18 protein-coding genes and 1 pseudogene are annotated in these 21508 nt (G+C 37.7%); 2 read left to right on the top strand and 17 right to left on the bottom strand.

The features are described 5' to 3' along the window. Window positions 1-4: 4 nt before the first annotated feature. Together cps4B and cpsA are read right to left on the bottom strand one after the other, a co-directional pair. Window positions 5-736 (bottom strand): capsular polysaccharide biosynthesis protein Cps4B, encoded by a 732-nt coding sequence (gene cps4B / locus E8M05_RS04760; RefSeq protein WP_003064475.1) that lies wholly within the window; start codon window positions 734-736, stop codon window positions 5-7. Continuing rightward, window positions 737-2215 carry an LCP family glycopolymer transferase CpsA gene (gene cpsA, locus E8M05_RS04755; protein ID WP_003064474.1) on the bottom strand — a complete coding sequence of 493 codons (1479 nt, stop codon included), beginning with the start codon at window positions 2213-2215 and terminating at the stop codon, window positions 737-739. A gap of 293 nt (window positions 2216-2508) precedes the next feature. Between cpsA and E8M05_RS04750 the strand changes: the two genes are divergently transcribed. Further along, window positions 2509-3417, top strand: coding sequence for a LysR family transcriptional regulator (locus E8M05_RS04750; RefSeq protein WP_003064471.1), 909 nt, complete (start codon window positions 2509-2511; stop codon window positions 3415-3417). Window positions 3418-3451: 34 nt separating this feature from the next. Here E8M05_RS04750 and E8M05_RS04745 read toward each other — a convergent pair whose 3' ends face one another. The 8 genes from E8M05_RS04745 to E8M05_RS04710 all read right to left on the bottom strand — a co-directional run bounded on the left by E8M05_RS04745 (window position 3452) and on the right by E8M05_RS04710 (window position 10744). Next, window positions 3452-4228: a LytR family transcriptional regulator gene (locus E8M05_RS04745; protein WP_058692846.1), complete on the bottom strand. Its 777-nt coding sequence runs from the start codon at window positions 4226-4228 to the stop codon at window positions 3452-3454. After that, window positions 4228-4935, bottom strand: a complete 708-nt coding sequence (gene deoD / locus E8M05_RS04740; RefSeq protein ID WP_069789158.1) for a purine-nucleoside phosphorylase — start codon at window positions 4933-4935, stop codon at window positions 4228-4230. The genes E8M05_RS04745 and deoD overlap by 1 nt, the downstream gene beginning before the upstream one ends. Beyond that, window positions 4892-6181 (bottom strand): chloride channel protein, encoded by a 1290-nt coding sequence (locus E8M05_RS04735; RefSeq protein WP_069789159.1) that lies wholly within the window; start codon window positions 6179-6181, stop codon window positions 4892-4894. The genes deoD and E8M05_RS04735 overlap by 44 nt, the downstream gene beginning before the upstream one ends. Further along, window positions 6165-6869, bottom strand: coding sequence for a type 1 glutamine amidotransferase (locus E8M05_RS04730; RefSeq protein ID WP_136596413.1), 705 nt, complete (start codon window positions 6867-6869; stop codon window positions 6165-6167). Before E8M05_RS04730 ends, E8M05_RS04735 begins: the two co-directional genes overlap by 17 nt. 51 nt (window positions 6870-6920) lie before the next feature. Beyond that, window positions 6921-7733 carry a purine-nucleoside phosphorylase gene (locus tag E8M05_RS04725; protein ID WP_003064461.1) on the bottom strand — a complete coding sequence of 271 codons (813 nt, stop codon included), beginning with the start codon at window positions 7731-7733 and terminating at the stop codon, window positions 6921-6923. 9 nt (window positions 7734-7742) lie between these two features. Beyond that, complete coding sequence (locus E8M05_RS04720) at window positions 7743-8954, bottom strand: phosphopentomutase (protein ID WP_111718204.1); 1212 nt, start codon at window positions 8952-8954, stop codon at window positions 7743-7745. 162 nt (window positions 8955-9116) lie between these two features. Then, the gene (gene rpiA, locus E8M05_RS04715) at window positions 9117-9791 is read right to left on the bottom strand and encodes a ribose-5-phosphate isomerase RpiA (protein WP_003064456.1); all 675 of its coding nucleotides are present in this window, start codon (window positions 9789-9791) and stop codon (window positions 9117-9119) included. A gap of 107 nt (window positions 9792-9898) precedes the next feature. Beyond that, window positions 9899-10744 (bottom strand): DUF368 domain-containing protein, encoded by an 846-nt coding sequence (locus E8M05_RS04710; RefSeq protein WP_003064454.1) that lies wholly within the window; start codon window positions 10742-10744, stop codon window positions 9899-9901. Between the two features lie 420 nt (window positions 10745-11164). On the opposite strand from E8M05_RS04710, the gene mnmE reads away from it, so the two are divergent. Beyond that, entirely contained in the window at window positions 11165-12538 is a 1374-nt protein-coding gene (mnmE, locus tag E8M05_RS04705; protein ID WP_003064451.1) for a tRNA uridine-5-carboxymethylaminomethyl(34) synthesis GTPase MnmE, read from the top strand. Window positions 12539-12646: 108 nt separating this feature from the next. Here the strand turns inward: mnmE and E8M05_RS04700 are convergent, their stop codons facing one another. From E8M05_RS04700 to E8M05_RS04665, 7 genes and pseudogenes are all read right to left on the bottom strand, one after another. Beyond that, window positions 12647-13231: a uracil-DNA glycosylase family protein gene (locus tag E8M05_RS04700; RefSeq protein WP_003064450.1), complete on the bottom strand. Its 585-nt coding sequence runs from the start codon at window positions 13229-13231 to the stop codon at window positions 12647-12649. Between the two features lie 95 nt (window positions 13232-13326). Further along, window positions 13327-14733, bottom strand: a complete 1407-nt coding sequence (gene pepV, locus E8M05_RS04695; protein WP_003064448.1) for a dipeptidase PepV — start codon at window positions 14731-14733, stop codon at window positions 13327-13329. 160 nt (window positions 14734-14893) lie between these two features. Further along, the gene (locus E8M05_RS04690; RefSeq protein ID WP_003064446.1) at window positions 14894-15496 is read right to left on the bottom strand and encodes a nitroreductase family protein; all 603 of its coding nucleotides are present in this window, start codon (window positions 15494-15496) and stop codon (window positions 14894-14896) included. A 156-nt stretch (window positions 15497-15652) separates the two neighbouring features. After that, window positions 15653-17383, bottom strand: coding sequence for a hypothetical protein (locus tag E8M05_RS04685; protein WP_003064445.1), 1731 nt, complete (start codon window positions 17381-17383; stop codon window positions 15653-15655). Window positions 17384-17544: 161 nt separating this feature from the next. Further along, a pseudogene (locus tag E8M05_RS11775) lies at window positions 17545-17880 on the bottom strand (ACT domain-containing protein). Then, entirely contained in the window at window positions 17867-19666 is a 1800-nt protein-coding gene (gene uvrC / locus E8M05_RS04675) for an excinuclease ABC subunit UvrC (protein WP_003064443.1), read from the bottom strand. Before uvrC ends, E8M05_RS11775 begins: the two are co-directional and overlap by 14 nt. A 419-nt stretch (window positions 19667-20085) precedes the next feature. Continuing rightward, entirely contained in the window at window positions 20086-21462 is a 1377-nt protein-coding gene (locus tag E8M05_RS04665) for an NAD-dependent succinate-semialdehyde dehydrogenase (RefSeq protein WP_041973959.1), read from the bottom strand. Window positions 21463-21508: the final 46 nt, after the last annotated feature.

Below are 21508 nucleotides of genomic sequence, written 5' to 3'. Positions count from 1 at the left end.
ACTCCTATAAATCTTTATTTTCTAATAAGGTTTGAGGATTGCCCTCAAAAAGAGCATCAGCTCGCTTGGTGCCAAAATCTTTCGTGATGATTTCTCTAGCCTCATCCATAAATGGTGGTCTTGGACCAAGATTATGCATATCACTTGCCACACAATGAACAAGATTTTTTTCCAAGAAATAACGTGCTCGTTTTTTAAACTGACGGTATTTATCGCCAAATAATTTTGGTTTGAGAACATGTGAACTATTGATTTGCGTGTAACACCCCATGTTAATCAATTCCTTAACACGTTCTTCATTAAACTCAAGCACATTATAACGTTCGATATGAGCAACAACTGGTGTAATTCCAAGCATGATCACATTGCTAAGTGCTGTATGGATGTCTTTCCATGATGTGGTCATACTAAACTCAATCAATGCAAAACGTGTATTATTCATTTTGGGAACCTGACCACGCTCAAGCTTTTCAAGGATATCACTACTATAGTAAAGTTCACCACCATACAAAATCTCTAAACCTTCGTATTTAGCTTCAGCAGCTTCTTTGACCTGACTGAAATTAGCAAAAATCTTATCTTCTGGTGTTTCAAACATCCCTTTGCGACGATGTGACGTTGAGACAATCGTACGCACGCCCTGACGATAACTTTCACCAATCAAATCCAAACTTTCTTCTATTGTTTTTGGACCGTCATCTACATCAAAAACGATATGCGAATGAATATCAATCATTTATTTTCCTTCCATAACATCTTTAATAGCTTGAGATGCACTTGCTACGCTCGTATCATCCAATTGAATCATATAAAGACTTGCAGTTGGCATGGCATATGAAGTCAATTCTCCTGTTGAACCTGTACCAGTTACTTCTTGTGATGTGATTGTGAATTTCTTACCTGAATCAAGCTGCGTATTTGCAAGATCCATCATTGTATCCAATGGCATATCTGTTTGAACAGAATCCTGCAGAGTAGACATAATTGATGAATAATTCGAAATTGAACTAAACGAAGTTAGCTTGTTAATTATGGCTTGAATAACTTTTAATTGATTTTTACCACGATCATAGTCACCATTATCAAGACTATAACGTTCACGAACAAAACCTAGTGCTTCATCTGAATTAAGTGTTATATTTCCTACTTCAAAATCATAATTACCGTGAAGGCTTGTAAAGGCTTGATCGTTGTAGACTGTTACACCACCAACCGCATCAATTAAATTCAAGAATGAAGTGAAATTGATACGAGCATAGTAATCAATATCAATGCCGTAAAGATTTTCTAGTGTCTTTTCAGAAGTTTCAACGCCGTAGATACCAGCATGAGTCAATTTATCATATTGATTAGCACCACCATCAGGTATTTGAACATAAGAGTCACGTGGTGTTGATGTCATTAAAATCTTATGAGTATCCATATTAACTGTCAAGATAATATTAACATCTGAACGAGAAACTGTTGAGATTGAACCATAAGTATCAATACCACTGATATAGATATTAAAGACATTTTTATTTGATGATGAGGCATCATTTGAAATATTCTTCTTAACTTTATAGGTATAAATGGTCTTTAAATTTGATTCATAATTATCATAAGATAATTCTAACAGGCTTGAATAAGCGCTATTTAGAACCATTGCTTGACTACTACCATTAATGAGATTTTCATAGGCTGCTTGATAAGAATCAACTGTATCCGTTGTTAAATTAACACCTTTATCTGATTTGATTTGTGACAGTAAGGCATCGATATTACTTCCATCAGCTCCAGTCGGCGCCTGAACACTTGATAATTCTGTCACATCTGAAATAGAACTATTCGCCGGTACTACAACACTCATTTCAATTTCTGAATATGAAGCTGTTTCATTCAGATCGCCTGCTACATCAATTAATGATTTAAATGCAAAAAGCGAAACAGCTGCGACAATCGAGAAAATGACCAAAAGGACAGTAACAACTAATTTACCTTTTTTCCGAATTATCAATACCAATGATACGACAAGAACAACCACTAACAAAGCAGTATAAATAATGTTGAAGTGTCGGAAAGCAAGAATGTTATGCGAATACATCAGAAAAGTCGCAATTCCTGCCAGTAAAGCATACAAGACTAGCAGAACACTATTCACTATCGTCTTAGTATCAAGACGGGAATATGAACGTGAATTTTTATGCTGTCTTTGATGACGTGAATGTGTAGGCATTATAAATCTCCACTCTCTATAAGGATTACTAACGTTCCTATTTTAACACTTTTGTCATGCTTTTGCAATTCGGTATTATTATAAAACTAGATGTTTACAAACGGTTTCATTGCTTTATTTCAAACAATATAGGCGCTTTGTTAAAGAAAAGAAATTAATAATCAAAATGTTGTATTTTTACCTTCGTTTTGTAATGATGTTACAAAACGACTAATGTTCGTTTTTTAATCGTTTTCTTTATAAAAGACTGGTACCTACTTGCGGGAAAATCATTTTTAGGCTAAACTAAGTTTATGAGAATACAACAATTACACTATATCGTTAAAATAGTAGAAACAGGGAGCATGAACGAAGCTGCTAAGCAGCTTTTTATCACTCAACCAAGCCTTTCAAATGCTGTACGAGATTTGGAGCGTGAAATGGGGATTGAAATTTTTATTCGTAACCCAAAAGGCATTACCTTGACTAAGGATGGCGTTGAGTTTCTTTCTTATGCTCGCCAAATTTTAGAACAAACGGCTCTTTTAGAGGAACGTTATAAGAGCAAAAATACAAACCGAGAACTGTTTAGCGTGTCTTCACAGCACTATGCTTTCGTTGTCAATGCTTTTGTTTCACTTTTAGAAGGAACGGACATGTCACGTTATGAGCTTTTCCTTCGTGAAACACGAACGTATGAAATCATTGATGATGTTAAGAATTTTCGTTCAGAAATCGGCGTTTTATTTTTGAATAGTTATAACCACGATGTCTTGACCAAAATGTTCGATGATAATCATCTGACCTATACAAGCCTTTTTAGAACGCGTCCGCATATCTTTGTCAGCAAAAACAATCCTCTTGCAAGCAAAAAACTGGTAACTATGGAAGATTTGGAAGACTTCCCTTACCTTAGCTACGATCAAGGGATTCATAATTCTTTCTACTTCTCTGAAGAAATTTTTTCACAAATTCCCCATAAGAAATCAATTGTCGTTAGTGACCGCGCGACACTTTTCAATCTCTTGATAGGACTTGATGGTTATACAATCGCTACAGGTATTTTAAATAGTAATTTAAATGGTGATAATATTGTTTCTATTCCGCTTGATGTTGAGGATATGATTGACATTGTCTATATTCGCCACGAAAAAGCTAACCTTTCAAAAATGGGTGAACGATTTATTGAGTATCTCCTTGAAGAAGTTAAATTTGATACATAAAAACTCTTAGACATTGTCCAAGAGTTTTTATGTTCTATCCATTTCTCTTCAACTCACTTTTGATAATATCATTAACTTGGTCAAAATAGAATTTTTCTTTGTTATATTTGACACCTGCATAGGTAGCAAGGGCAATAATTTTATCTAGAAAGGCTTGGGATGAGAAATTGGTTGTTCGGTGTAGTTCTTCTTCATCAAAAGACTTGATGAGGTGGGCTAGGGGATTACGAACGGATTTTTCAAAATTACGAAGTTCGCTGATTAACTGTTTAATCTCCTGAGGAAGTTGTCCGTACTGCAAAAGTTCTGCTAAAGCTTTTGAAGTCACTTTGCCATCACGACGAATCTCAAGGTATCTATGAAAAATAGCATAGTCGCTCTGTTTCATTTTTGTAAAAAGCCAAGTATCATACTGATTATTTTTAGCATCGTGGATATAGTTTTCCAAATTTGGAACTTCGCGTTTGGCAAGGCGATAAAAGAGCCTATACAGAATTGGGCTAACAGAGCGGACAAAATCAATAATATTGCCATTTTTCACCTTAGCTTCCAAATCCATAATATAATTTGCCAATTGTTCTTCCTCATACGCATTGGTAATGAGTGAAATGCCATAATTAGCTAAAATTGCTTGATTTTCTGCTGAATGTAAAAAAGCAAAGTCAACGTTAAGTTCCCTACGCTCTTTTAACATTTCTAAAAGATAACGGCTTTGCGCTGGAAAATCGCTGTGCTGCTCTGCTATTTTCCAAGCGTGATTATAAGCATAGACATCCAAAAGGATGTCTATCGTTTCATATATTTCTTGCATTAATCTGCAATAAGAGTTTCAAGACCGACTTTCATCATGTCTGTGAAAGTTGTTTGGCGTTCTTGAGCGGTTGTGTCTTCATCAGCAACAAGGCTATCAGAAATCGTCATGATACCGAGTGCTTGAACGCCGTGTTTTGCTGCGAGGTAGTAAAGTGCAGCGGCTTCCATCTCAACAGCTTTCACACCAAGTTGCCCGAGTTTGACATTGTTTTCAGCAAAATCTGAATAAAAAGCGTCAACAGATAACACGCTGCCAACATGAGTTGTCATTCCTAGATTTTGCGCAATATGGTAGGCTTTGTCAAGCAAGGTAAAATCAGCAATTTGTGGAAAATCATACTGTGGCCATTCATTTTTAATCATGCTTGATGTTGTTGCTGCTGCTTGCGCCAAAACAAGTTCGCGAACGTGAACATCTTTATTAAGGGAACCAGCTGTTCCAACACGGATTAATTTTTTAACGCCGTAAGATTGGATTAATTCAGTCGCGTAGATAGAGATGGATGGCATTCCCATACCAGTTCCCATAACACTGACACGTTCACCTTTATAAGTCCCTGTAAAACCAAGCATACCACGGACATTATTAAAACATACGGCATCTTCTAAAAAGTTTTCTGCGATAAATTTGGCACGGAGCGGGTCTCCTGGAAGTAAAATTTTATCTGCGATTTCGCCTTGTCTGGCTTCGATATGGATTGACATAGTATTTCCTTTCAATATGTTCAATAATAGTTTTTGTAGCAAAGGCTACGATGACCGCAAGAAGCAAAATTGGAAGAGCTGTAAAAGATTGTCCCGTAAACGATACAACCAAACCAACAGCCGTTAACGGAGCATTCATCGTAATGGCTAAAAAGATACTTGAGCCAATTAACATAGCCGAAGTTAGTGATAATTCTGGGACTACCAATTGACACAGCACTGCTACCAAAAATCCTAGGACAGCGCCTATTGAAAACGACGGTGTCAGAGTGCCTCCGTAGGCACCATTTTTCAGCGTCAGCAAAACAAGTACGGCTTTAATAACCACACAAGCTAAGGCATACCACACACCCATCCCATCAAAAACGGCTTGTGCCAAAGCTCCGCCATTTCCCAAAATCTCTGGAAAATAAAGGGAAAAGCTTGCGAGAAGCAAAAAAGTTAAGGGGAGTTTCCACAAAATGCTTTTAGTTGTCACTTTGCCGGCTTGGGCTTTTTGGGTGAGGTGGCGAAATAGCTGCGCTAAGGGGGTGATAAGAATAGCTAGAACAATTGCAAAACCACCTGTTTTAGCATCGAGCACGACTTGTCCTGAATGATAAAGTGGTGTATCTGAAATCACCGTTCCCGCAATAAGACTAGCTAGAATCGTTGTGCTTGAGACTGAAATAAGATTCAAAACGGACAAACCTAAACCTAGTGTCTCAAAGGCAAAAAAGATACTGGCAATCGGCACTTGATAGACAGCTGCCAATCCTGCCGATGCCCCACAAACAATAGCAAGCTTTCGGTCTGTTAAGGTCAATGTCATTCGATCGGAAATACGACCTGCTCCTAAAGCTCCAAACTCTCGTGGTGCACCTTCTTTACCAATAGGTGAACCAGCTCCGACTGAAGCCACTTGAAGAAAAATATGTATCAAGTGTATCCAAAGTATCGGACGTTTGCTATTATCAGTAACTTTTAGCTGTGATTTGATTGAAATGATTTGACGATTTTTATCTTGCAAAACAAACCAAATAAACGCTGAAATAATACCAGTTAATAAGATAATAATAAATTGTAGGTTTGTGATAGGCTGCGCACCTGTACTTTCCCCATGACCAAAAATCATCCATTCAATCAATTCTAATAAGTCATGAAGTAAAATACCGCCTACTCCTGCTACTATACTAGTCAAAAGAAGGGCAGTACCAAAGCGTAAGCAATAAGCTTTAGAGTTAAATCTTTTATTTTGTGAAAGCATCTAAAAATTGCTCTAAAATATGATTCATTTCTGAATAATCGTAAGCTAGCATTTCGTTTGCTACTTGAAGGTATGAGTATGTCTTAACTTGTTCATCATAATCAACTTCTTCTGCCAAAAGTGCTTCAATCAATGGTTTTGAAAACTCTAAATGGCATTGGAAAGCATAGTGTTTATCACTATATTTGACAATTTGTCGTGGGCAACCTTGACTAGTTGCAAGAATTTTGGCTTGTGGTGTCAAACCAGGCATATCGCCATGCCAGTGCCCAACAATTGCAGATGTTCCAATATGCGAAAGATTAGGATTTGCTAAACCAGCTTCTGTTAATGTGATTGGATAATTTCCAATTTCTTTTTCTGGGCTTCTTTCAACAGATACTCCGTAGGCTTCACCTAGCAATTGAGCTCCTAAACAAATACCAAGAACTCGTTTATCTTGTGAAATAGCTTCTTTGATAAGCGAGATTTCAGCCTGTGCATCAAAATGAGGACATTCTGCTACTGTTGTTTGTGGACTTTGTGGTCCCCCCATAACAATTAGTAGGTCAATACCAGAACTATCTTTTGGCAATTTTTTACCTTGGTAAAGCTTTGTCATTGTCACATCATGACCACGTTTAATAGACCAATCATAATAAACACCTGGTGCTTCAAAGGCTTCGTGAACGATAAAATGAATTCGCATCTGACACCACTTTCTAATTTTAGTATGATAATACTAAGTTTTAGTATTGACTTACAATTCTGCCAAGACAGCCTTAACTAGAGTTTTAAAGTCCTCTTTGATTTGTTGTGTAACAGCAACAACTTCTTCATGATTAAGTGAACTTTGGAAACCTGCGGCATGGTTTGTAATAGCTGAAATTCCTAAAACTTTCAAACCTGAATGAGCAGCAACGATGACTTCTGGAACTGTTGACATACCAACCGCATCAGCTCCAAGTGTTTGGAAAGCACGAATTTCGGCAGGTGTTTCGTAACATGGTCCAGAAACACCAAGATAAACACCTTCATCAAGTTTGATACCGATTTTTTCGGCAACTTTGTGAGCAGTATCACGGTATTCAGCTGTATAAGCATCTGACATATCTGGGAAACGTGGTCCAAAGTCATCAAGATTCGCACCAATCAATGGATTTTGTCCTGTCATATTAATATGGTCTGAAATTGCCATTAATGTTCCTGGACCAAAGCCAATTCCGCCAGCTGCATTTGTCACGATAAGTCCTTTACAACCAAGAGCCTTCATGACACGAACTGGAAAAGTCACTAATTCCATTGGATTTCCTTCGTAAAAATGGAAACGTCCTTGAAGAGCAATGACTTTGTGTCCACCAAGGTCACCATAAACCAATTGTCCAGCGTGTCCTGCTACTGTTGATTTTCCCCAATTAGGAATTTTTTCATAGGGAATTACAACAGCATTTTCAATTTCTTCGGCAAGTTCGCCAAGACCTGACCCTAAAATCAAACCAAATTCAGGAGCATCACAACTTTGTGATACCAAGAACTGACGAGCTTCTTCAATTTTTTCAATAATTGTTGTCATATGCACCTCTTATACTAATTTTTCTAGGAAAGATTGACCAATCATGGCTGTCTCAACACCAAAGTTGTCAGCGATTGTTGCTGAAATATCAGCAAAATGTCCGACTGGTAAGACACCATTTCCTTTAAATGATGGGCTATAAGCCAATAACGGAACGTATTCACGTGTGTGGTCTGTTCCTGTGTAAGTTGGGTCATTACCATGGTCTGCTGTGATTAAAAGAAGGTCATCTGATTTCATATTGTCTATAATTTCAGGCAAACGATTATCAAATTCTTCTAGACAATCACGGTAACCTGCGGCATTACGACGGTGACCATATATAGCATCAAAATCAACAAGGTTTGTAAATGATAATCCTTTTGTAAATTCTGGCAATTGTAGGGTTTTAATCAAGGTATCAACACCATGCATATTTGATTTATTGTGCCCCATATCGTTTGTAATACCTGAACCATTGAAAATATCATTGATTTTTCCGACACCGTAAGTCGGAACGCCTGCATCCGCTAATTTATTAAGCACTGTTGGTGCAAATGGTGATAAAGCATAATCACGACGGTTAGCTGTACGTGTGAAATTACTAGGTTCACCAACGTACGGACGAGCAATAATTCGGCCAAGCAAACTTGGACGTTCTAATGTAATGGAACGAGCAAATTCACAGATTTTATAAAGTTCCTCAAGCGAAATAACATCTTCATGTGCTGCGATTTGAAGTACTGGGTCAGCTGAAGTGTAAACAATCAATTCACCTGTTTTCATCTGACGTTCACCAAAGTCAGCGATAACTTGTGTTCCTGAATAAGGTTTGTTGGCTTCACGAATGATTTTACGTCCTGAAAATTCTTCAATTTTTGTTAAAATTTCTTCTGGGAATCCTTCAAAGAAAGTATCAAAGGGATCTGTAATATTAAGCCCCATGATTTCCCAGTGCCCTGTCATGGTATCTTTTCCACGTGATACTTCTTCTAATTTTGTTGCATAACCACTTGGCTGTGCTTCTGCTGGTACTGTTTTTAGAGGTGCTTCACGAAGAATATTTCCAAGACCAATTTTCGCCATATTCGGAACAGTTAATCCGACTGTTTTTGAAATATGACCAAGGGTATCTGAAGCACCATCTGGCACACCAGCATTGACAAAATTGTTAGCATCTGGTGCTGCACCAATTCCGACAGAATCTAAAACTACAAGGTGAATACGATTAAATGTTGGCATAATTTTTCCTAATCTAGGGTGGTTACGGTTGGCACCCAAAACCTCCTAATCTCTTAATATTCAAATAAGTCAAGTGATTAGAAATAATAATGAATCAATATAACATAGTAAACAGGAGAAGATTCAGTTATGGTAACTGTTAATTTCCTCCTGCTGAAATCATTATTTAGCTTCTAAAATGTTGACACCGTCTTTACCTGCAACGATAACTTTATTAACCATACCGTTGAAGAGACCGTGTTCAACAACGCCGACCATGGCTTTCAATTCTTTGCCAAGTTCGACAGGATTTTCAATGACGCCAAGGTCAAGGTCGATGATATAATTTTTCATATCAGTCACAAAGCGTTCACCATTTACCATGCGATAGGACGGTTTGTAACCTTTTTTCTCGAACTCACGGAAAATACGGTCTGCACCATATTGAACCACTTCGACTGGCAATTTAAAGGCACCGAGTTTATCGACCATTTTTGAGTCGTCAGCAACCCAGATGTATTCTTTGGTTGGTGTGGCAACGATTTTTTCCATAAGAAGGGCGCCACCACCGCCTTTGATACCGTTGAAGTTAGTGTCAACTTCATCTGCACCGTCAACGGTAACATCGATAACATCAATGTCATCAACAGCTTTCAAAGGAATCCCAAGACCTTCTGCTTGTGCAGTGGTTTGGCTTGAAGTTGTTACACCTACAACTTTGAGTCCTTCTTCTTTCATGCGGCGACCAATTTCTTCAACAAAAAAGTATGCTGTTGAGCCTGTTCCAAGTCCGACGACCATACCATCTTTGACATACTGAGCGGCTGTGACACCAGCGATTTTTTTGAGTCTTTCCATAGCTACCTCGTCTTTTTATATATTATTGTAAATAATTTCTATTTCCAACTGATTATTATATCATGATTTAAGTGTTTTGTGTCATAATGAAATAGATAATCTCGCGTTTATTCCTTATAGTCTTTCTCTAATTTTACCATCCATAATCCGAATAAAATCCCGAGAACAAAAACAAGAGCTGTTATTACTATCTCCATGCCTGTAACATTTGCATAAGAGATTCCCTCATAGGCATTTCCGCTTGGTAAAAGTATTAATAATGTACTTGAAAGGACACTACCAATAATACAATAATAAATATATGATCTATAGTGCAAGAGAAGATAATTCATTCCTTTTGATAATAAAATCATAGTCACCCCTCCTCCAATCATAATTGGGAAAAAAGTTCCTAGCAAATCAAACGCTTTAAAACCATTTAACATAGGAGTATATACTCCTAAACATAAGAGGATACTTGACGGACTGAGACCTGGAAGAAGAACCCCTAGCGCTATGAGAGCTCCTGCTAATAAATAACTAATAAATCCGACCGACATATTACCTGTAAAGCGGCTCATAGAATAAACTAAAAGAAAAGAAATGATAAAAGCGCCAATAATCCATCCCCACTTTAATCGATTCCTAGGAGCACTTTGTTTAGTATCGTTCAATAAACTAGGTATTGTACCAAGAACTCCTCCTGAAAATCCCCATAGTGTTGGAATTTCGTAATGTTCCAAAAGGAATTCAATAGGATAAGAAAATAGAGCTATTCCTAAAAGTCCCCCAACTCCTATCGGCAAAAAGAAAAGTACATTTGACTTAAAATTAAGTTTGATATTAGCTAAGAAACTAATAAGGCGCTCATAGACACCTAAAATAGCAGCAAGCGCTCCACCAGACACCCCCGGTAGTAAAAAACCAAGAGAAATAACCATCCCTTTGATTACCTTTTGTACTATAGAAAACATATATCCTCCTTACAGTTTTCTGATTAAAAAAATATCTCAATAATACTTCTTCATCATCGATTATAAAATAGTGTGCTTTATATTGAAAACACTTCACTTTAGGTTATCATATCTATTTTAGATATGTCAACTAATAGCAGTAACGAATCTATCTTACTATTGCTTTCTAATCATCTAACGAAACAGACACTTCTTTAGTAACTTTATTAACATTTTGAAAACTCCTTAGACTTTTTAATCCAAAAAGATGATTATTCTTAATACTTATCCCTCGCTAGCTTTTCTAAATTAAAACTGCTATACTTTACTAGAAGCTTATAAGTGGCATTCTTAAGCCACAATACTACTTTTACTATCTAATTTATTATCGTTGATGCTCTAATTTCAATAGGCTAAAACCGATAAATATGAGGAAACATAATGATTACAAATGAATTTGATACGATTGCTGCGATTTCTACACCGCTTGGTGAGGGGGCAATCGGAATTGTAAGACTTTCTGGAACGGAAGCGCTAGCTATTGCACAAAAAGTCTATCATGGTAAAGACCTTAACGAGGTCGCTTCACATACGATTAATTACGGTCACATTGTTGACCCTGATACTGATGAAGTGCTTGATGAGGTTATGGTGTCTGTGATGCTTGCGCCAAAAACATTTACCTGTGAGAATGTCGTGGAGATTAATACGCACGGTGGTGTTGCCGTGACAAATGAAATTTTGCAACTTGTCTTGCGCCAAGGGGCTCGTCTTGCTGAACCTGGTGAGTTTACCAAACGTGCTTTCTTGAATGGTCGTGTTGACTTGACACAAGCGGAAGCCGTTATGGATATTATCCGTGCGAAAACAGACAAAGCCATGAATATTGCGGTAAAACAACTTGATGGGTCATTGTCACAATTAATCAATGACACGCGCCAAGAAATCCTAAACACCTTAGCTCAAGTCGAGGTCAATATCGACTACCCTGAATACGATGACGTGGAGGAAATGACGACAGCTTTAATCCGCGAAAAAACACAAGAATTCCAAGAACTTTTGGAAAATCTATTGCGTACTGCAAAACGTGGCAAAATTCTGCGCGAAGGCTTATCTACTGCTATCATTGGTCGTCCAAACGTTGGAAAATCAAGTTTGCTTAACAATCTGTTACGCGAAGAAAAGGCTATCGTTACTGATATTGAGGGAACAACCCGTGATGTAATTGAAGAATATGTCAATATCAAAGGTGTACCTTTGAAACTGGTTGATACAGCTGGTATCCGCGAAACAGATGATGTGGTTGAAAAAATCGGTGTTGAACGTTCGAAAAAAGCCCTTGAGGAAGCTGACCTTGTTCTTCTTGTGCTCAATAGTTCTGAACCTTTGACTGACCAAGACCGTGCACTTTTGGAACTTAGCAAAGATAGCAACCGCATTATTCTCCTTAATAAAACAGATTTACCAGAAAAAATCGAAGCTGACCAGTTGCCAGATGATGTCATTCGCATTTCCGTTCTTAAAAATCAAAATATCGACGTAATTGAAGAACGTATTAACCAACTGTTCTTTGCTAATGCTGGTATTGTTGAAAAAGATGCAACTTATCTTTCAAATGCTCGCCATATTTCATTGATTGAAAAAGCGGTGCAAAGTTTGCAAGCCGTCAATGAAGGGCTTGAACTAGGAATGCCTGTTGATCTTCTTCAAATTGATTTAACACGTTGCTGGGAAATTCTCGGTGAAATCACAGGTGATGCAGCACCTGATGAATTAATCACAAAACTCTTTAGCCAATTCTGTCTTGGAAAATAACGTTAGGTCAGAGCATTAAAAACTATCCTATCCAAATAAGATATCTCAATCACTTATCCTAGTTATGATAAAACGAAGCTAAGCACTTTTCCTTAGCTTCGTTTTCTATTACTTTGCAAGAATTTCTTTGACTCGTTTTTGCAAATCAGGGATTACTTCTTTTGCAAACCAAGGATTTCTTGCTTGCCAAAGATTGTTACGAGGCGAAGGGTGTACTAAAGGGAAAAATTGGGGTAGGTAGGTTTGATAATGTTTTACCGTTTCTGTTAACGTGACAGAAGATTTCTGCTGCAAATAATAACGCTGTGCATAGAAGCCAACCAAAATATGTAATTCAATATTTGGAGCAAAAGCCAAGGTTCGTTTGTGCCACTTTTCAGCAAAGCCCTTTCGTGGCGGCAAATCACCTGATTTTCCCGTTCCCGGAAAATAATAATCCATTGGTACAACCGCAAAAAGCCCAGAATCGTAAAATATTTCTCGGTCCACGCCCAGCCATTTTCGCAAATTATCACCACTTGGATCATTCCAATACAAACCCGACTCTTGCGCACGAATGCCAGGAGCTTGTCCGACAATATTAATCCGAGCCGTTTTTGGAACAGTAAAAAGTGGCTTTATGCCTTGTTGAGTGTAGGTCGCATTTTGCTCATCTACCATAATGTCCGCAATTAATTGTTCAATGGTATCCATTTCTCCCCCCTTCTACTTCTTCTTCAAAGCTTTCAAATATATAAAGAAAGAGATTCTTACAAGTTGTAAAAATCTCCTCTTGTCATTGTCAAAGATTATTTAATCAATTCGTAAAGTGCTTCGGCGTAGATTGCTGCAGCACGGTAAAGGTCTTCAACATCGGCAAATTCATTTGCTTGGTGCATTGTATTGACATAATCTGGGAACATTGCACCGAAAGCAACACCACGTTTAAGAAGGCGTCCAAATGTACCACCACCGATAACTTGTTCGTAACCTTTCAAGCCTGTTTGTTTTTCGTAAACAGAGAGAAGTGTTGCAACCAATGGGTCATCAGCTGGAACATAGTGTGGTGTGTGTTCATGGTCTGAAAGTGTTACTTTTGTCACACCGTTAAGTTTTTCAAGTTCAGCTTTGATAGTTTGCGCATCTGTACCTTGTGGGTAACGGAAATTAAGAGTGATTGTATTGTCATCTGAATTGCGGTCAAATTTGAAAACACCAGCGTTCATGCTAAGAGCGCCCATTTTTTCATCAGTATAGGCAACACCAAGGTTTTCACCTGCAAAATCACCGTGAAGAACGTTTGCTGCTGTTTCAAGATAAGCTTTAGCAGCTCCTTCAAAAGCAAATTGGTTAAGGAATTTAGCAAGGTATGTTGCACCGTTGATACCAAGTTCTGGTGTTGAACCGTGAGCTGATTTTCCGACAACTGTCAAACGGAAAGCGTCGCCTTCTTGAGTAAGTTCAGCAGTCAAGTTTTCAGCTGTTGTGTATGCTGTTAATTTTTCTTGAAGTTCAGCCAAAGTACTGTCAGCTGTGAAGATAGCTGTTGCTGATTCTGGCACCATGTTATCACGAAGTCCAGCATCGAAACTATTCAATGTGAAGGCACCGTTATTGTCACCTGCAAAGTGTAGGAATTCTGTGATATTTCCTTTTTCACCATTGATAATTGGGAATTCAGCATCTGGAGAGAAACCAAAATCAGGGTCTTTCAATCCATTATGAGCAAAATAATATTCCATATCTCCCCAGCCTGATTCTTCATCAGTACCAACGATGAAACGAACTTTTTTAGATACTGGCAAACCAAGTTCTTTGATGATTTTTAGGGCATAGTAACATGCCATTGTTGGACCTTTATCATCAGATGACCCACGCGCATAAAGGCGTCCATCTTTGATAACTGGCTCATAAGGGTCAGTATCCCAACCGCTACCTGCAGGCACAACATCTAAGTGAGCAAAGATTCCGAGAACTTCGTCACCTTCACCAAATTCAAAATCACCAGCATAGTTATCAATGTTACGTGTTTTGTAACCATCACGTTCAGCCATAGCTAGGAAATGTTCCAAAGCTTTTACTGGACCAGGTCCAAATGGGTGTTCTTTGTCAGCTTTGCTGTCATCACGTTCTGAGTTGATACGCAAAAGAGCAAAGAGGTCTTCCATCATGGCATCTTTACGTTTTTCAACTTCTGCTTTAAAGTCTACTGTCATTCTTATAACTCCTTCATAAAGGTAGCTTTTCTCAAAAAGAAAAGCAATCTTGTTTTATCTTTTGAATTCACCAAAAATTGATAAACTCATGTTACTGTATTTGTCAAACTCAACCTAGCAAATAAACCAAGCTTGATGCATGAAATTAAAGTCGGTACGCTTAACGACGTTCGATAATTTCGTCAACAGGCAAACGATAACTTGGTTCAGGCTTATTATCGCTATAACCAACAGTGATTAAGAGCTCTGGACGAAAACGTTTATCAATTTCTAGGATATCATTGGTTGATGACTTATCAAATCCCAGAATAATATTTGATGAAATATCTTGGTCAGTCAAAGCCAAAACAAGATTCATGGCAACAATTCCAGCATTAAGAGCAAGGTATTCACCTTTACGTTTGTCGTCAAATTCTGCAAAACGAGCAGGTAAAGTCTCCATGTAGTAGCCTAACATATCATTACTCAATGACTTGACACCAATACGAGCAATTTTGCGAGAACGTTGAACCAAATCTGTATCGGTAAAAATTGCTACAACGTATTGAGCTTGCTCTACTTGCTTTTTATTAATTTCTGGAAGATGTTCAGCAAGTTCGGCTTTTTTATCTTCCACCACAACAAATTTCCAAGGTTGGATATTATTAGCACTTGGAGCTAATGTAGCGATTTCAATGGCTGTTCGTAAATCCTTATAATCAACAGCTTTGTCATTGAAGGTTTTGACGGCATGTCGCTTTTTGTTTAATTCTAGAAACTTCATAAGCGAACCTCCTTCTAAAATATCTCTGCTCCTCTATTCTAACATTTTTTGAAAGAGTTCACAGCTTTTTTTAGTAGTTTTGGGAAAGAAATCTAACATGAAACAAGATTTTTGTAAAATAAAAAGACTGGATGTGCAATTCCAGTCCTAAAATTATTATACTTTTTTTATCATTCTTAATTTCTTTAGCCAAGCATAGCCTGCTACTGCTAGCCATGTGAAGACGTTGCCAATCAGTAAAGGTTTGAACCAGACACCAATATGGTAAGTGATTTTTAATATGTTTTTTCCGACTTTTTGTGTCACAGTCGGTGTTCCGATTCCTGACAAGGAATAGTCCTTACAACTTAGTTTCTTACCATTGAGTGTTAGCTCAGTATCCTTGTATTTGGCGATTGGAATGTTGACCTTACCACTATTGTCGGCAATCCATGTAAAGATAAGAGTATTGCCATCTTGTGATTTGTCAAAAGCAGCTGTATGACTAATGACAAATTCTTCATAAAGAACGTATTTGTTATCCTTGTTTGATTTGTCAGCAGGAAGATAGTCTGGTGTTGATTTCGAGATTAAATTTAACAGTTCATCTAAATCTGAACTGTGAAAACTAGCTCGAACTTCCTCAGGCTTTCCCCAAACAAAGGTATGTTTTTTAGTTTTGATAGGGTGTTTAGCAGTATAGTATTCAACAATCTTTTCTTGTTGCAGATGTGTTAGCTGAGCAAGGCTGAAAAGATTAATCAAAATCGCTCCGGCTGTCACTAGTCTGGACCATTTGATATCAAAATAACGCTCTAAAACTAGCGCTACTGCTAATAATAATAGCACCGTAGCGGGCACAAAAAAGCGAAACGGGAATTGAATTAAATTGACTAAAGAAAGGTTTAATTTATTAATACTGTACCAAGGAAAAATGCTACTTGACAGAACGAGAAAGAAGAAAAATGTTCCTGTTGTAACTCGCAAGAGTATATCAAAATGGCGCCAATGTCTGAATGAAAAATACAATTGATACAGCACCAAAAGTAGCAAAGGTAACGGTGTTATCAGCCATTGAATGCTACGTTGATTCACCGTCATAATATATAATTTTGAATTGATAAATGGTTCAACCAAATTATTACTACGCCCGACGTCAATAAGCGCAGCCCAGACATTCGTTGTCAATAAAAGAGCCAGTAAAACAGCTTGTATTCCTTTGATGATAATGGTTTTCTTTTCTTGAGATTTGATAAAACCGTACAAATAAAACGGCAAATAAGAAACAATAAGCAAGAAACAGCTTAGCATATGAACTTGCATCATCAAAGCGACAGCAACAGCTAAGCGTAGCACGCCTACTTTTTTAGTTTTTACAAAATCAATCGCTGGAATCATGCACCACGGCATAAAAGCAGCTCCCCAACTTGAAAAACCTTGCCTAAATGTCCAATATTGAACAGAAAAAGTCATCATGTAAAAAATAGCAATGGCTAAAGAAATTTTAGGCTTGACAGCTACTCTACGTGTTAATCGATACATTGAAAAGCCTGCAATCACACTCAACAAAAAGCGTGACACTAACTGATACGTGTACCAATTACGACTGATTAAAACCAGTAAACCTTGAAAATAGGCAAAATAGGGACCGTATAACGCATTAACAATCCGCCCTGAGCTATAAAAGCCATACAAGGATATAAAATAACTGAAGTTACCAGTCTTAATCTGCATAGCCGTTTCATAGAAACGATTGTAGTGAAAGAGAAAATCACTACCAACAATAACACCTTTTGATATAATTTGTGGAAGAATCAGTAAAAAAGCAACTAGCATTATCATAAGGCTTGGTAGCCAAAAGCGCTTTTCTCGTAGATGAGAAAGGCTCTTCTTAAAATTCTTAAACATGCTTATCTCCTTAAAAAATCCCTATCCATGTTAGCACAGTTTAAAAAAGATTACAAACAGAAATAGAAAGTTTTCATAAAATTCTCTTATTTATATTCAAAAGTACCTTTCGTTTCTTGCAAAAATTCTCCCTAAATCTGATCCCCTGCTTCTTCTAAGAATCAGAGTGCTCTTTGGAAATCTACTATTTTCGTTAAAACGTAATCCGTATTAGTAGGTCGAAATGGCAAAAATACTAGTATTATTTTCTGTTAAAAGACTTGATATTTTCGATAAAATGCCAATCAAAGAAAAGTCTAAAATACCCTCAATTCGAAAGCTGACCAAGTCTTATCAACTGTCAAAGCATTTTCAGAGACAAAAGCAATCGGACAAACAAGTTATTTTTCGTCATCTGTTGCCCCAGTAACGACAAACGGATTTCCCAGACTGACTTGTGAATAATCCTCGACTTGGCAAACAGCAAGTTCTTCAGTCATCGGTTTAATCGTTAGCATTGGCCGCTTCCTCATCACTTAATTTTGCTTTAATCGCAGTCGCGACATTTCGTGGAATACCACAGTTCACAATGTCGTCTATATCAGCCTTTTGAATATTGGGTAGGCTCTTAAAGTGCTTCATGAGTAATTGCTTGCGCTTTGGTCCCAATCCAGCAATGCCATCCAGTTTTGATGAGAATGAATTTTTACTACGCACTTGACGGTGGAAGGTAATAGCAAAACGGTGCACCTCATCTTGGATACGTTGTAACAAGAAAAATTCTTCGGAATTTCGTGGCAATTCAACAACTTCTAAGGGGTCACCAAATAATAATTCGTGCGTTTGGTGTTTATCATTTTTTTGCAGACCAGCAATTGGAATATCAAGACCGAGTTTATTTTCAATAACATCACGCGCCACATTGACCTGACCTTGACCACCATCGATGATAATCAAATCTGGTGGCACTAAGCCATCTTTCAGCACACGGCTATAACGGCGATAGATGACCTCGCGCATACTGGCATAATCATCTGGTCCGACAACCGTTTTAATCTTGAATTTTCGATAATCTTTCTTACTTGGTTTTCCATTTACAAAGACCACCATAGCAGCGACAGGGCTTGTTCCTTGAATATTTGAGTTATCAAATGCTTCAATACGAACAGGCTTTGGAATGTTAAGCAATTCGCCGATATTTTCAACAGCGCCATAAGTTTTCTTAACATCTTTTTCAAGCAAATCAAATTTTTGTTGCAAACTCATACGTGCATTTTTGATAGCTAGGTTAACAAGCTGCTTCTTCTCACCACGTTGGGGCTTGATGATTTTCGTATCAACAATCGCCTTGACCAAGTCTTCATCAATTTCTTTAGGAATAAAAATTTCTTTGGGAATAAAGTGCTTATTGTCACGGTAAAATTGCCCCATGTAAGTCAAAAAATCTTCTTCTGGGTCATTATAATAAGGAAACATATTAACATCACGTTGAATGAGTTTTCCTTGGCGAACAAAAAATACTTGCACACACATCCAGCCTTTGTCAACGTAGTAACCAAAAATATCACGGTCCATCATATCTTGGCTCATCACACGCTGTTTCGTGCGTAAAGTTGAGATAGCTTGCAGTAAATCGCGATATTCTGCCGCACGTTCAAATTCCATTAAATCTGACGCTTTTTGCATTTTATCTTTAAGTTGGTCAACAATTTTATTGTCTTGACCATTAAGGAAATTTTTCACATCGTGCGCCATATCAACAAAATAATCATGGTCAACATGACAAATCGTATGTGCTTTACATTGCCCCAAATGGTAATAAAAACAAACTTTATTAGCAGGATTGGTACATTTCTTAAATGGAAAAATGCGGTCTAACAGGCGTTTGATTTCCGTTGCCGCTCCTGAGTCAGGATAGGGTCCAAAATACATGGCACCGTCTTTTTTGATTTGGCGGGTAATCATTAAACGTGGGTACTGCTCATTAGTTGTGATTTTGATGAAAGGATAGGATTTATCATCTTTGAGCTTGATATTGTATTTTGGCATATTTTCTTGAATGAGATTGATTTCAAGAAGCAACGCCTCGGTATTGGAACCTGTGACAATATACTCAAAATCCTCTATTTCTGAAACCAAAAGTTCTGTTTTGGTATTATGGCTGCCATGAAAATAGCTACGCACACGATTTTTCAGATTTTTTGCCTTACCAACATAAATAATCGTGCCATTTTTATCCTTGTGTATATAGCATCCTGGGCTATCTGGCAATAGTTCCAGTTTATGTTTAATCAGTTCATTCATGTCTCTATTATAACAAAATCGTTTTAGCATTGCTGTGGTAAAAGTTCCTCTTATTTTTAGGATTTGGCTTTTTTTGATAACATAAAGGCAAGATTGATTTATCGAAGAGTGAAACTGTCATTGCCATTATCAGTAGTTATCCGCTGACAGAATCTCTTTATCAAGGTGCCCTATTATTTATTAGATATCATATCCTATCTTTGTGCGACAACATGGGCATACAATCGCTACTATTCTGGCAGTTCGTCGAAGAAAACGTGAGTATCACAATATTCTACATCCTGGTCCAAGGAAAAATTTACGTGATTTTTCATAACTGTTATTTAACAAATAAGACTTTTTCAGCATATCCAAAAACCGCAAGCTAAATTAGTTTGCGGTTTTCTATTTTAAATATAAATAAAAGGAGAGCGAGTTAATTAATCATTTGGAACGAAAACAAGGTGTTCGTTGACAAAGGCATCAAAGCCGAGTTCGCTTAATTCGCGACCGTAACCTGAATTTTTAATGCCTCCAAATGGGATTTCTGGGTGTGATGTCCAACCAGAATTGATAAATGACATCCCTGTCTCAATCTTGGCAGCCACTTCTTTGGCATGATTAAGATTTTCTGAAAAGACGGTACCACCAAGACCATAGCTAGAATCATTGGCAAGCGCGATAGCTTCTTCTTCAGTATCAACTTTATAGATAGAAGCAACTGGACCAAAGATTTCCTGATTGTAGATTGGATTTTCTTTGGTGATATTTGTCAAAACAGTTGGCATGACAAAATTTCCGGGGTGGTCAATTGGTTCATCACCGTAAACCACAGTTGCACCATTTTGCTTAGCTAATTTGATTTGACCAAGCACTTCTTCTTTTGCGGCTGCTGATGACAACGGTGCTAAAGTTGTCGCTTGGTCCATCGGGTCACCCCATTTAGCTGATTTGAAATGTTTAACTACCATATCAACGAATTTATCATAGTTTTCTTGACCAACAACGACAAAACGTTTTGATGAGGTACAAACTTGACCAGCATTGTAGAGACGAGCAAAGAAAATGGTCTTATCAAGCAAATCAAAATCAGCATCTTCTAGGATAATAAAGGCGTCATTACCCCCAAGTTCCATAGATGATTTTTTCAAATTTGCTCCCGCTTCTGCTGCAATAGAAGCACCACCACGTTCAGAACCAGTCAAGCAAACCCCAACAACACGTGGGTCTGCGATAGCCTTGGAAACTTGGTCATAAGAAAGGAAGAGATTTTTGAATGCGCCAATTGGTGCACCTGCTTCCAAAACCAAATCATCAAATGCTTGTGCTGATGCTGGACAGATTGAAGCATGTTTCAAAATCATCGGATTTCCAATCATAAAGTTTGGTGCAAAGACGCGCATGATTTGATAGAATGGGAAATTCCATGGTTCAACGGCTACCAAAACACCTGTCGCTTGCTTGATGTAGTAAGCATCACCATTAATGTTTTCAAGCGGACGTGGTTTCAAAAATTCTTCTGCCTTATCAGCATAGTAATCAGCAATTTCTGCACAGAGGTCCACTTCGCCTTTAGCTTCCACGAACAATTTTCCCATATCTTTTGTCATGACTTCAGCGTATTTGTCAACGTCACGACGTAGCAGCTCAGCAATCTTACGCAATTGAGCTTTTCGCTCTGCTAAGCCACCTTCAGCACGCCACTTTTTATAAAGCGCATGCCCATTTGCCAAAGCTTCCTCTAACGCTTCATCCGTTGCATTGTCAAAAGTCGCAAGAATCTCGTTTGTATAAGGATAAGTTGTTTTATATGCCATCGTACCTTTTCCTCCTTTATCGTTGCTAAATTCCATGCCTTACAAC

This window comes from Streptococcus pasteurianus, from assembly GCF_004843545.1.
Lineage (GTDB): Bacteria > Bacillota > Bacilli > Lactobacillales > Streptococcaceae > Streptococcus > Streptococcus pasteurianus.
Note: the sequence above shows the minus strand (reverse complement) of the source record. Positions and strands in the feature narration are given on the sequence as shown.